This window comes from Bacteroidales bacterium (assembly GCA_026418905.1).
Taxonomy (GTDB): domain Bacteria; phylum Bacteroidota; class Bacteroidia; order Bacteroidales; family DTU049; genus JAOAAK01.
Genome location: JAOAAK010000026.1, coordinates 1 through 12,326, shown reverse-complemented (window position 1 = coordinate 12,326; position 12,326 = coordinate 1). Strand labels below are relative to the sequence as shown.

Sequence of the window (12,326 nt, the reverse complement as noted above, 5' to 3'; positions counted from 1 at the left end):
ATGTTTATTCGTAAATTTTATTAAATAAAAAATATTTAATTTTTCACTAATGGCTAAATATCACAAATATAAAATTTAATAAATTTTTTCTTTTATCCAAAGCTTAATACAGTATTTTCCCAATATTTGTAATCGGAGGATTTAAGATGTTTCTGATGCTTCATCGTTCTAACTAGCCCTGTCTAAAAATCGCAACATTATCATTATTTTTGGAAATAAAAATTTGAGTATTTAAAAGCTCGTAAATCCTTCGAATTACAACTGCATAATTATATTGGTTGTTTTTACCATCGAAATCATTTAACTATTAACATAATAAACTTAAACATTTTTTACATTTCATGTATGAGAATGTTTTTGGGACCCAATTTACACCCATAATATGATAAATGATCATTTCATGGATATAAAAAATCCTTTTAAATATTAAATAACGAGAATAAAGCTTTACTTTAAGAGTAATCTAACGTTTTAAGCCTCACCAGAAACGTTGTAATAGTTATCCCAGAGTTGCTACCATTACAGCTTTGATGGTATGAACTCGGTTTTCTGCTTCATCAAAAACAATTGATGCTGGCGACTCGAACACTTCATCGGTAACTTCCATTTCAGGAATGCCAAATTTTTGATAAATCTGTTCGCCAATGACTGTTTCACGATTATGGAAAGAAGGTAAACAATGCATAAACTTTACATTAGGATTTCCAGTCATTTCAAGAACTTTGCGATTCACTTGATAAGGTTTAAGAAGTTTTATTCTCTCCTCCCAAACATGCTCTGGTTCTCCCATACTTACCCAAACATCTGTGTAAAGAAAATCGCAACCTTTAACTCCTTCTTCTACATTTTCGGTGAAAGTTAATCTGGCACCTGTTTCTTTTGCTATGTCCTGACATGTTCTGATAAGTTCTTCTTTAGGCCATAGGTGGCGAGGAGCAACAGCTCTGAAATCCATTCCCATTTTGGCGGCACCTACTAGCAATTCATTACCCATGTTATTTCTTGCATCACCAAGATAAGCAAAACTTATTTTGTTTAAAGGTTTGTCGGAATGTTCCATCATAGTAAGTAAATCAGCCAATACCTGCGTGGGGTGAAATTCGTCTGTCAATCCATTATACACAGGTACCCCAGAATATGCTGCTAGAATTTCAACAATTTCCTGGCCATATCCTCTATATTCAATGGCATCATACATTCTTCCAAGCACGCGGGCAGTGTCTTTCATGGATTCTTTTTTACCCATTTGAGATCCTGTTGGTCCAATGTAAGAAACACGAGCTCCTTGATCAAAAGCAGCTACTTCAAAAGCACATCTTGTCCGAGTGCTATCTTTTTCAAATAACAGTACGATATTTTTTCCCGTTAAACGTGGAACTTCCGTTCCAGCATACTTGGCTTTTTTTAAATCTGCCGACAATTGCAACAAAAACTTAATTTCCTCTGGTTTAAAATCCAGTAACTTTAAAAAACTTCTGTTTTTGAGGTTGAATCCCATGGTATATCGTTTTTAATAAATAACTTCCATCACTTCAACCTTGTAACCATCTCGTTCAAACTCACGTTTTATCTTTTCCCTATCATCCAAAGCTTTAACCTTGTCCTTGTAAACTTTTGTTCGAATGGTTTTCAAAAAGTGAAAATATGTTTTAGCATATCTAATTTTCAACATTTCAATAAATGCCTTTTCGGCTCCAAATTTATTGGATTTTTCAGGAAATGACGGTTCCATTACAGACGAAATAATCAAAATTTTCATTCCATCAACAATATTGAAAGCATAAGTGACATAATAAAGTTTCTGTGGAATTTGAAGATTAGTGGTATTTGACACGTTTTTTTTCTGTGGGGTTAACCATTCTAACACCACTGGGGGCAAAAAGGAGACTTGTTCCTGAGGAATATAACCTTCATATACCAAGTATGCTCCCACTCCAATTCCTAATAAAAGCAAAATGAGAATAAGTATAAATATTATCCAACCCGCACCAGTCCGTTTTTTTTCTTTATTAGTGTTGCTTTGAATTGTATTTTGAGTGGTCATAGGAGATTCAATGGGAGGTGGTTGTTGGTGTAAGGGTTCTTTTTGTAAATTTTTACCACAAAATGGACAAATTTTTTCTGTTCCATCAAGTGTATGGCCACAATAAGGACAAAATTTCATAAGTATTATTTATTAAATTTCACTATGTTTAAACCCATTAAAATCAGAAAAACGCTACTTGCAATCGAAAGAAAAATTCCAATAGAAGGGCTTACCATGTTTGTCGAAAGAATGTCAATCAAAACCAATAAAAGAAGAAGTGTTATCAAACCTGGTACAGCAACATTAACAACCATTTTCAGCATATGGCGGCTTTTTTCATCTATCTTTAATGCTTTTTCCAAAAACATGTAGGCAATTATGCCCAAAAACAAAATAAAAGAAACAACGCCTTGCCAAGCTTTCATACCATTTATGCTAGCAACATAAAAGAAAACATTTACACGTGCCCATGGCAAAAGACAACCTAAAGCTCCAAGAACAGCTACACCAAAAAATATCCAATTTTGAACAGTAAAATGTGAAACATCTATTTTTACTGAATTGTCTTGAACGCGGTTCGAAGGTTGATCTACGTTACTGGTTAACTGTTGATTTTTTTCTTGGGATTCTTGCTCGGAAGCTTTTTGCAATGGATATCCACACTCATGGCAAAAACTAGCATCCGCTTTCAATTCTACTTTACAATTAGGACAAACCATAATGACGAATTTTAATGATCAAAATTAAAAATTTTTTCACTAAAAAATAATTTTTGTGCCTTTGTTATCTTTAAGTTGAGTTGCCTCTGTGATAACTGCCTTTTTCCCTCCATTTCTCAAAAAACGAATACAGGCTCGAACTTTGGGAGCCATACTTCCTTCTGCAAATTGACCTTCTTGGAGGTATTTTTCTGCATCCTCTATGGTAAGTTGCTCTAATTTTTTTTCATCTGGTTTTTTGAAATTGATGTAAACATATGGGACGTCGGTCAAAATATAGAATTCGTCAGCGCGAATTTTGGTTGCTAATGTAGCCGAAGCTAGGTCTTTGTCAATGACTGCATCAATACCTTCCATTTGATTATTTTCATCGATAAAAACAGGTATTCCACCACCACCAACGGTTATAACAATATGCCCACTTCTTGCAAGTTGTTCTACAATTTGCCAATTCATGACATCGACAGGATTTGGAGATGCAACTACACGCCTCCATCCGCGCCCTGCAGGATCTTCTTTAAAAATCCATCCGTGTAATTCGGACATTTTATCAGCTTCTTCTTTCTTATAATAAGGACCTACTGGTTTTGTAGGATTTTTAAAAGCTGGATCTGAAGGATCAACCAAAACACGTGTAACGATTGAAATTACATGTTTTTTTATCCCATGCTTTTGCAGTATGTTTTGTAATTGTTGCTCGATCAGATATGCAATAGAACCTTGTGTTTCGCTAACACAAAAATGCATAGGTTGAGATGTTACACCATACATGATTTCTCCTGCATGGTGTTGCAATAATACATTGCCTACCTGAGGGCCATTTCCATGACCTATGACGATATCATATCCTTTTTGAATTAAAGGAAGCAGATTTTCGCATGTTTCTCTAACGTTCTGAACCTGCTCATGATAAAAACCTTTTTGCCCGTTTCTCAGAAGTGCATTACCTCCAAAAGCAACTACTGCCAATGTATTCATGAAAACCTTTTTTTACCTTTGCAAAAATAAAAATTATAAAATACAAATTTTGCTCATGAGGTTTTACATTTACACATTAGGTTGTAAAGTAAACTATTCAGAATCTGCTGAAATAAGCAAAATACTTGAGAAGTCTGGCTGGCATCAGGTGCCCAACCCTCAAGATGCAAATCTCATCATTATTCACAGCTGTGCCGTTACGGCACAGGCTGAGAAAAAAACTAGACAGGCTTATTCACGCTTTAAAAAGTTAAACCCTTTGGCTCAATTTGCCATCCTCGGATGTGCTATTAATTTAAATAAAAACGACTACATCAATCTTTTAGAAAAAAATGATTTATTGCTGAACAATGAAGAAAAATTTCATATCGTTTCTTTCCTAACTAATCAAGAAAATATTAACCACCTACCGTTTAAAATCTCTTATAATCTAGAAGACAGGGTACGTTCATTTCTAAAAATCCAAGATGGCTGTGATTACTATTGCAGCTATTGTGCTATCCCTTATGCTCGTGGAAAGTCTCGAAATGCATCCATTTCGGAAGTCCTATCTGTTATCGAACACATCCTTAAAAGTGGAATAAAAGAAATTGTCCTTACGGGAATCAATATAGCATCTTTCAAAACTGATGATGGAAAAGATTATTACGACCTTTTAAAAGCAATTCATCAACAATTTAGTCACGAAAAAATAAGAATAAGAATTGGTAATCCAGAACCTAACCTTTTGAGACGAGAAATCATAGAATTAGTAGCTGAATCCCCCCTCTTCATGCCACATTTCCACATTCCACTGCAAAGCGGAAGTAATTTGATCTTAGAAAAAATGAATAGGAAATACACTTCACAGGAGTACGCCAACTTAATCCTAACCATTAAGTCTTATATTCCAGATGCTTGTATCGCAGCTGACGTCATCACAGGATTCCCAAGCGAAACAAAAGCTCTTTTTAATGAAACCTATTCCTTCATAAGCGACTTGCCCATTTCTTATCTTCATGTTTTTAGTTACAGTGATCGACCTCAAGCTCGTTCTTTTTCTTATCCCATGAAACTAACTCCATCCGAAATTCAATCTAGAACTAACGAATTAATTAAACTCAGTGATTCCAAGTGGCAAGAATTTTTGAATTCACAAAAAGGAAAAATACGACCCGTTCTTATCGAAAAATGCAAGGGTAAATTTTGTGAAGGATATACGGACAATTATATATATTGCCAAATAGAAGGGAAATTCATGCATAATACCATTACGAATGTTTTACTTGATGAAATTGATAGTGAGTCACTAAACATGATAGGAAAATCCATTGCCCATGATTGATCCGTCTAGTGTTAATCAAATTCATCAATTGCTCAGAAAAGTCGGAGCTTTTCAGATTGAACAACAAAAAAGTGTTCCTCAATCCAAAATTGATGATAAGTCTAAAAACAACTTCGTCACATTTGTCGACAAAGAAAGTGAAGAACAACTCATTGAAAACCTTCATAAACTCTTTCCGGGAACTGATTTCATAGCCGAAGAAAGAGGTGGGCAATTGTTTTCTTCAAAACCTACATGGATCATCGATCCGCTCGATGGTACAACCAATTACATTCATCAAATTCCTGTCTTTTCTATAAGCATCGCTCTTATGATTCAAAAAAATCTTGTTGCTGGATTTATATATCATCCCCATGCAGATGAATTTTTTTACGCCATTCGTGATAATGGTGCATTTCTCAACGATAGTCCTATTCATGTTACACATGTTACACTATTAAAAGATTCCCTTTGGGCAACAGGTTTTCCAACACATGATTTTCCCTTACTAGATGGTTATCTTAATTTCATTAAATATTCGATCCAACACACTCATGGATTAAGAAGACTAGGTAGTGCTGCTATTGACTTAGCTTGGGTTTCTGCTGGAAGATTAGACGGCTTTTTCGAATACGGTCTCTCACCATGGGATGTTGCTGCAGGTGCAATATTAGTCCAAGAAGCTGGTGGAATAGTAACCGACTTTTCCGGAAATTCCGATTTTCTTGAAAAAAAAGAAATCATTGCAACAAACCCTTTTTTGTTTAAAGAATTCTTCGAAAACTTTAAAACTTTGCTTTTCGATTAAGAGTATTTTTTTACTACGTTCATAAAATAGAATCTACGGAATTTTGCACAATTGATAATTTATAAGTCAAATTTTCAGCATAAAATCTGCATCATATAGAAAATGCATTTTTCGATGTAAATTCACTTCATGCACCAAAAGTTATTAGTTAACAGGGTTTATTCTCTGAAAATGGCTATTTTTCCATTTTGCTGTTTATTTCTTTAAAAAAATGACTTACCCATTCAGTGGCCTTTGTAGCTGATAAGATGGGATCTTTATATAAAGCTAAAAAGCAAGCAAATGCGGTTGAAAAAGCACATCCTGTTCCGTGCATGTACACAAAATTTTCTTTCTTTTTACGTATTAATTCTATTTGATTATCAAAAATAAGTGCTTCAGTAATTTGGTCATCCTCGCTATCAAAATGCCCTCCTTTTAAGTAAATTCCACAATGGTACTTCTTATGTAATTGCATTGCTTCCTCCACTGCCTCTGACAATGATGACAAGGACTTATTGCATAAACATTCAACTTCAAATTTATTAGGTGTCAGAAACGTTGTAAATGGCAAAATCTTTTCTTTGAAAACCGGTATTAGAGATAAGTCTAAAAACTGCCACCCACTGCTTGATCGAAATACTGGATCCACAACTTTAATCGAAAAAATATTTTGGCTAAAAAGATTCGAAATACATTCAATATGTTCTTTGGAAGTAAGAACACCTACCTTGCATACCTCTAACGGATGGAAATTCTCAATGATAACATTAACTTGTGAAACAAGTAAGCGATCATTTAAAGAGAATACTTCATAAACTTTGTTAAAACTCTGCGAAGTTATAGCTGTAATAATGTTCAAAGCATGAAAGCCTAACGACTCTGCGATTCGATTATCCTGTTGAATACCAGCACCTGTCGACGTATCCGATGCAGCAATACTGACAAAATATTTCATGTAAGATTATCAATTTTTATAGCACAAAGATTACCACACATAGAACAATAGTCAGTCTGAAACCCCTCGTTTTGACGCTTTTGACGTGCTTTTTCTGGATCCAGCGCTAATTGAAACATTTTTTCCCAATCTAAATTTTTACGAGCTACTGACATTTGTTTATCTCTTTCCCTAGCTCCAGGAATGTTTCTTATTAAATTTGCTGAATGAGCTGCAATTTTGCTAGCAATTACACCTTCCTTCACATCCTCGATGGTTGGCAACGATAAATGCTCCGAAGGGGTAACATAGCAAAGAAAATCTGCTCCTGCAGCTGCAGCTATCGCTCCGCCAATAGCTCCTACAATATGATCATAGCCTGGTGCAATGTCAGTAGTTAGGGGACCTAGAACATAAAAAGGAGAATCTTTACATATTTTTTTCATAAGTCTTACGTTGGTCTCGATCTCATCCATCATCATGTGACCAGGTCCTTCGACCATCACTTGAACTCCTCGTCTGCGTGCTCGTTCAACCAACTCACCTAAAACCAGCAATTCAGCAATTTGTCCACGATCTGTAGCATCAGCATTGCATCCTGGTCGTAGTCCGTCACCTAAACTTATGGTCACATCGTAACGCTCACAAATATCAAGGATTCTATCAAATTCTTCGTACAATGGATTTTCTGCTTTATTTTTCAACATCCATGCTCGTACTATTGAACCTCCTCTGCTAACAATGCCCATGATTCGTTCATCATTTTCCAGAAATGATAAACTTCGTTGTGTGATACCACAATGCAAGGTCATAAAGTCAACTCCCATCTTTGCCTGTTCTTCTATTTCCTGAAAAACTTCTTCAAAATCGAGTTTCCCAATATCATCTAAGTCGTTTTTAAGTATTCGAGTTGCTACAGCATAAATTGGCACCGTTCCTACCATGACAGGTGATTTTTCTAAAATAGTTTTTAATATGTGTCTCAAATTACCTCCTGTAGAAAGATCCATAATAGCATCTGCCCCATATTGAACAGCAACTTCCATCTTTTGCAGTTCTTCATTCAAATTACATCGCATAGGTGATGTGCCAATGTTGGCATTGATTTTTACACCAAGAGATTTGCCTATGGCTTTAGGTTTTATGTTATGATTAATGTTTTTGGGCAATACAATGGTCCCTTGAGCTATCTGTTCTCGTAACCATTCGACGGGCACTTGCTCGAATTTTGCAACAGCAAGCATTTCATTGGTTATTTTGCCCATTTGGGCTAATTGCATTTGGGTCATGCTTTGATATTTTTTGTTTGACAAATCTTATTCGGGCAATTAATTCTTCTTTGGTAGTTGCTTCCATAAAATATCGTACCATGCATAGATTTCTAGCTCCAGCACGAAGTACTTCGTCAATATTTTCCGGAAAAATTCCACCGATGGCTACAACAGGAATATGAGCTTTATTCAGAGCTTCTTTTAACATGCTCACTCCCACTACCGGATCTGGATTCTCTTTAGTCACAGTTGGATAGATTGGTCCAAAACCTACATAATCAGGTTTGTATTGAAGTGCTTCTTTCAGTTGATGTAAATTATGAGTAGAAATTCCTATTATCTTAGAACGAGGCAATATCGTACGAACATCTTCTACATGCAAATCCTCTTGACCAATATGAATACCGTCTGCATCCAATAACAAAACTAAATCTGGGCGATCATCTATGATGAAACGTGTAGGGGTACCCTGAAAAATTTTTTTTAATGTATGTCCAACTTCCATTAACTTGCGATCACTCAGATGTTTCTCACGCAATTGTACCATCAAGATTCCTTCGTCGACAAAAGTTTTTGCTAATATTTCATAAGGAAGTTTTGGTTTTGTGATAATGGCGTAAATACCAAAATCGTTCATAAACTTTGTTCTATTAAGTTTGCTACTTTCTTACCTGAGAGCAACATGCCACCAAAAATAGGTCCCATACGAAAACTTCCACTAACACCGTTTGCAGCCATTCCAGCAACAAAAAGTCCTGGATAAATTTCTTTTGTGTTTTCAATAGTTTTTCTTTCTGCCTCTTCAACTTGCAGAGATCTTTCTCCTACGATGCCTCCTGTTTCTGTCATCAATCTAACATCATTTTTTCTTACAAGAGTTTTGGCAATATCACAATCATGACCTGTCCCATCTAAAACGGCTTTGGCTAAAACAATTAAAGGATCTACATGCAATTGTTGTAAGTGAACTGGTGTCCAATTAACTACAATACCTGCTACACGATCATTTTTGAACACCACATCCTCCACGGAAAAACAATTGAAAATAGTACAACCTGCACGAGTACATGCATAAATAAGTGCTGATGTAGCATGTATGGAATCCACCACTACACACGATTCATCATATCTTCGATAAAAAACGTTTAATTCGTCTAGAATAGATACAGCATCGTTTTGAACAACGATTTCATTAAACATCATGGCCCCTCCCCACATTCCTCCACCAGGTGCCAGTTTACGTTCAAAAACAGCTACTTTATGCCCTTTCTTCGCCAAATAGTAGCCAGCTACCATGCCAGAAGGTCCCGCTCCCACAATGGCCACATCAAGTTCTAAATTGGACTTTAATTTTTCGAAGTAATGCTCGACAATACTTAATGAAACCAATTTTTCCATTTGCTTCAAATTTTAAAATAATTTGAGGGGAAAAACACGTGAAGATAATACACCTCTAATTGTCCCTACGCTGGCATTACCCAGATCAGGTTCAAAGGGTATGATCTCAGCCTGTGTTATAGGCACCCCTCAGAATGCAAATTTAATTTTTTTTTGACGTAAACAACAATAAATTTCGAAGCAAAAAATTCTCTCTTTAGGATTGTATAATTTTACCAAGTTTTTGTTCACAAATATGAAAACTCAATGGATAAAAATCTACGAAGCCAGAGAAAACAATCTGAAAATCGACTATCTTGAAATTCCGACCAATAAGCTCATTTGCATAACAGGTCTTTCAGGCTCTGGAAAATCTAGCCTTGCTATGGACACTATTTATGCCGAAGGACAACGTCGTTATATTGAAAGTCTCAGTGCTTACACACGACAATTTTTGGGAAAAATCAAAAAGCCTAACGTAAAATCTATAGAAGGTCTTTCTCCTGCTATTGCGATCGAAAGAAAACACTCCATTCGGACTCCTCGTTCCACCGTTGGAACTATTACTGAAATATACGATTACCTTAAACTTCTTTTCGCCAAAATTGGCAAAATAGTTTCTCCTGTTTCAGGTAAAATCATAAAAAAACACACCATTGAAGATATTCAACAATTTCTTTTTTCTGTACCTATTGGTGAAAAAATTTTCATACTCTCGAAAATACCACTTCATCACTCGCTGAGTTCTCTTAAAGAGGATGGATTTTCAAGAATATTTGTTGACGGCAAATTATATTTCTTAGATGAAATTTCTCCAGATTTCTCTCTTCATTCAGAAAATGTTTATCTTTTTATTGATCGTTTTATCATTCGTGAGGATAAAAATGAAAGCATCAAACGTATTATTCCATCCGTAGAACTCTCATTCCAAAAGTTCAATGAATGCATACTTTTTTCAGTAAATTCAGGGAAATACGAGGTTTTTACCACATCTCTTTTCCAGGAAGGTATTCAATATCTTGAACCATCTGTTGAGCTTTTTTCGTTTAATCACACATATGGAGCCTGTCCGACTTGTAACGGTTATGGAAATATCCTTGGTATTGATCCAAATCTAGTAATACCAGATCCGAATCTTTCAGTATTTGACGGAGCCATTGCACCCTGGCGAGGTGAAAAATCTAGACAACTTCTTCATGAATTCCTTGCCGTTGCGTCTAAATATAAATTCCCCGTACATACTCCCTATAAAAATTTGACGGAGGAACAAAAAAATTTGCTATGGAATGGCTCATCCGATTTCTGGGGTATCAACGATTTCTTCAATTATTTGGAAAAACATCCCCATAAAATCCAGAATCGAATCATGTTGGCTAAATATCGTGGCAAAACTACGTGCCCTTCATGCAAAGGTTCACGACTCCGCCAGGAAGCCCTTTGGATAAAAATTAACGGCAAAAACATAGCTGAATTATCTCAAATGCAAATAAGTTTACTTGCAAATTTTATTGAAAATTTACAGCTAAGTGAATATGAAGAAAAAATCTCTTATAATATTTTGCGCGAAATCCGAAACCGTCTTAATTTCATGCTAAATACTGGTCTTGATTATCTTACACTAGATCGTCCTGCATCTACATTAAGTGGCGGTGAAATGCAACGCATTCTTCTCACAAGAGCTCTTGGCTCTAATCTTGCTGGCAGTATTTATATTTTAGACGAACCCACTATTGGAATACACCCACATGATACACACAAAATGATTAGAATTTTAAAAAATTTAGTTAACTATGGCAACACAGTAATTGTTGTTGAGCACGATGAAGATATTATTCGCCACGCTGATTTTATTATCGAATTAGGTCCGAAAGCTGGCAACTCTGGAGGCAAAGTCGTTTTTTCAGGTCATTTTAACGAACTTATCCAAAATACAAAAACCCATACATCGCGTTTTTTTCGGAAAGAAGAATTTTTGCCCCTACCTTCTTCAAGACGCAAATCATCCCTATTCATACACCTTTATGGAGCAAAACGTCATAATCTGAAAAATATACATGTTTCTTTTCCTTTACATGCCATTACAGCTATTACTGGTGTCAGTGGTAGTGGTAAATCAACATTGGTACATTATGAACTATATCCTGCATTATTGCGATTATTGGGTTTGCCTGTTGAAATGCAACCCACATGTAAAATTGAAGGTGACATCGAATGGGTGAAAAACGTTACAGCTTTTGATCAAAAAAATATCTCTACCTCATCACGATCTAACCCTGCTACCTTCATTAAAGCTTTTGATGATATACGACAAATCTATGCACTTCATCCTATTTCAAAACAAAGAGGATATACTGCTGGTAATTTTAGCTTTAATTCTCCTGGTGGTAGATGTGAAACATGCCAAGGAACCGGTGAAATTGAAATTGAAATGCAGTTTCTCGCTAACGTAAAATTGATCTGTGAGTCCTGCCAAGGTAAAAGATACAAAGAAGACGTTCTGGACATTGAAATTCAAGGTAAAAATCTTTATGATTTGCTAAATTTAACCATAGATGAAGCTATAAATTTTCTTGAACAACTAAGATCCCCCTACGAAAAATGGGCAAAAAATGCTATTCAGAAGTTGAGTATTCTCCGCCAAATAGGAATGGGCTATGTTTTGCTTGGTCAAAACTTAAGTACTTTAAGTACGGGCGAACTGCAACGTTTAAAACTTGCATCATACATGCAAAAGTCTTCTACAGAACATACCATCTTCATTTTTGATGAACCTACCACGGGTTTACATTACCATGACATAATAAAGTTATTCGAAGCAATGGAAACGTTAATTCAACACAATAATACGGTTATCTTTATTGAACATAACATGGAACTGGTCAAATGTGCAGATTATGTCATTGAACTAGGACCAGAAGGTGGTGAAAA

At 35.6% G+C, this 12,326-nt stretch carries 11 protein-coding genes and 1 riboswitch; of the genes, 3 read left to right on the top strand and 8 right to left on the bottom strand.

The window, feature by feature from the left end:
* Positions 1-499: 499 nt before the first annotated feature.
* The 4 genes from argF to arcC are packed head-to-tail and all read right to left on the bottom strand — an operon-like array spanning position 500 to position 3,723.
* On the bottom strand, positions 500-1,498 hold the full coding sequence (gene argF / locus N2Z72_05130; GenBank protein ID MCX7697061.1) for an ornithine carbamoyltransferase: 999 nt from the start codon (positions 1,496-1,498) through the stop codon (positions 500-502).
* 12 nt (positions 1,499-1,510) lie between these two features.
* Positions 1,511-2,164: a zinc ribbon domain-containing protein gene (locus N2Z72_05125; protein MCX7697060.1), complete on the bottom strand. Its 654-nt coding sequence runs from the start codon at positions 2,162-2,164 to the stop codon at positions 1,511-1,513.
* 5 nt (positions 2,165-2,169) lie between these two features.
* Positions 2,170-2,745 (bottom strand): zinc ribbon domain-containing protein, encoded by a 576-nt coding sequence (locus N2Z72_05120; GenBank protein ID MCX7697059.1) that lies wholly within the window; start codon positions 2,743-2,745, stop codon positions 2,170-2,172.
* A gap of 39 nt (positions 2,746-2,784) precedes the next feature.
* Positions 2,785-3,723: a carbamate kinase gene (arcC, locus tag N2Z72_05115; protein MCX7697058.1), complete on the bottom strand. Its 939-nt coding sequence runs from the start codon at positions 3,721-3,723 to the stop codon at positions 2,785-2,787.
* Positions 3,724-3,778: 55 nt separating this feature from the next.
* On the opposite strand from arcC, the gene N2Z72_05110 reads away from it, so the two are divergent.
* Together N2Z72_05110 and N2Z72_05105 are read left to right on the top strand one after the other, a co-directional pair.
* Positions 3,779-5,047 (top strand): MiaB/RimO family radical SAM methylthiotransferase, encoded by a 1,269-nt coding sequence (locus N2Z72_05110; protein MCX7697057.1) that lies wholly within the window; start codon positions 3,779-3,781, stop codon positions 5,045-5,047.
* On the top strand, positions 5,040-5,834 hold the full coding sequence (locus N2Z72_05105; GenBank protein MCX7697056.1) for an inositol monophosphatase: 795 nt from the start codon (positions 5,040-5,042) through the stop codon (positions 5,832-5,834). Before N2Z72_05110 ends, N2Z72_05105 begins: the two co-directional genes overlap by 8 nt.
* A 175-nt stretch (positions 5,835-6,009) precedes the next feature.
* On the opposite strand, the gene N2Z72_05100 is transcribed toward N2Z72_05105, so the two are convergent.
* From N2Z72_05100 to N2Z72_05085, 4 genes are read right to left on the bottom strand one after another with little or no spacing between them, the layout of a single operon-like run.
* Complete coding sequence (locus tag N2Z72_05100) at positions 6,010-6,771, bottom strand: hydroxymethylpyrimidine/phosphomethylpyrimidine kinase (protein MCX7697055.1); 762 nt, start codon at positions 6,769-6,771, stop codon at positions 6,010-6,012.
* Positions 6,768-8,039, bottom strand: coding sequence for a phosphomethylpyrimidine synthase ThiC (gene thiC, locus N2Z72_05095; GenBank protein MCX7697054.1), 1,272 nt, complete (start codon positions 8,037-8,039; stop codon positions 6,768-6,770). The genes N2Z72_05100 and thiC overlap by 4 nt, the downstream gene beginning before the upstream one ends.
* Positions 7,996-8,658: a thiamine phosphate synthase gene (gene thiE, locus N2Z72_05090; GenBank protein MCX7697053.1), complete on the bottom strand. Its 663-nt coding sequence runs from the start codon at positions 8,656-8,658 to the stop codon at positions 7,996-7,998. The genes thiC and thiE overlap by 44 nt, the downstream gene beginning before the upstream one ends.
* On the bottom strand, positions 8,655-9,419 hold the full coding sequence (locus tag N2Z72_05085) for a sulfide-dependent adenosine diphosphate thiazole synthase (GenBank protein MCX7697052.1): 765 nt from the start codon (positions 9,417-9,419) through the stop codon (positions 8,655-8,657). The genes thiE and N2Z72_05085 overlap by 4 nt, the downstream gene beginning before the upstream one ends.
* A gap of 45 nt (positions 9,420-9,464) precedes the next feature.
* A riboswitch (TPP riboswitch) is annotated at positions 9,465-9,559 on the bottom strand.
* 95 nt (positions 9,560-9,654) lie between these two features.
* Here N2Z72_05085 and uvrA point away from each other — a divergent pair.
* Positions 9,655-12,326: excinuclease ABC subunit UvrA (gene uvrA / locus N2Z72_05080; GenBank protein MCX7697051.1), on the top strand; the 2,672-nt coding region annotated here is incomplete at its 3' end.

Excerpts from the sequence above, each read along its gene's own strand:
- N2Z72_05105 (MCX7697056.1), top strand. The coding sequence starts at position 5,040 with ATGATTGATCCGTCTAGTGTTAATCAAATTCATCAATTGCTCAGAAAA.
- argF (MCX7697061.1), bottom strand. The coding sequence starts at position 1,498 with ATGGGATTCAACCTCAAAAACAGAAGTTTTTTAAAGTTACTGGATTTT.
- N2Z72_05110 (MCX7697057.1), top strand. The coding sequence starts at position 3,779 with ATGAGGTTTTACATTTACACATTAGGTTGTAAAGTAAACTATTCAGAA.
- thiE (MCX7697053.1), bottom strand. The coding sequence starts at position 8,658 with ATGAACGATTTTGGTATTTACGCCATTATCACAAAACCAAAACTTCCT.
- N2Z72_05100 (MCX7697055.1), bottom strand. The coding sequence starts at position 6,771 with ATGAAATATTTTGTCAGTATTGCTGCATCGGATACGTCGACAGGTGCT.
- N2Z72_05085 (MCX7697052.1), bottom strand. The coding sequence starts at position 9,419 with ATGGAAAAATTGGTTTCATTAAGTATTGTCGAGCATTACTTCGAAAAA.
- N2Z72_05120 (MCX7697059.1), bottom strand. The coding sequence starts at position 2,745 with ATGGTTTGTCCTAATTGTAAAGTAGAATTGAAAGCGGATGCTAGTTTT.
- arcC (MCX7697058.1), bottom strand. The coding sequence starts at position 3,723 with ATGAATACATTGGCAGTAGTTGCTTTTGGAGGTAATGCACTTCTGAGA.
- N2Z72_05125 (MCX7697060.1), bottom strand. The coding sequence starts at position 2,164 with ATGAAATTTTGTCCTTATTGTGGCCATACACTTGATGGAACAGAAAAA.
- thiC (MCX7697054.1), bottom strand. The coding sequence starts at position 8,039 with ATGACCCAAATGCAATTAGCCCAAATGGGCAAAATAACCAATGAAATG.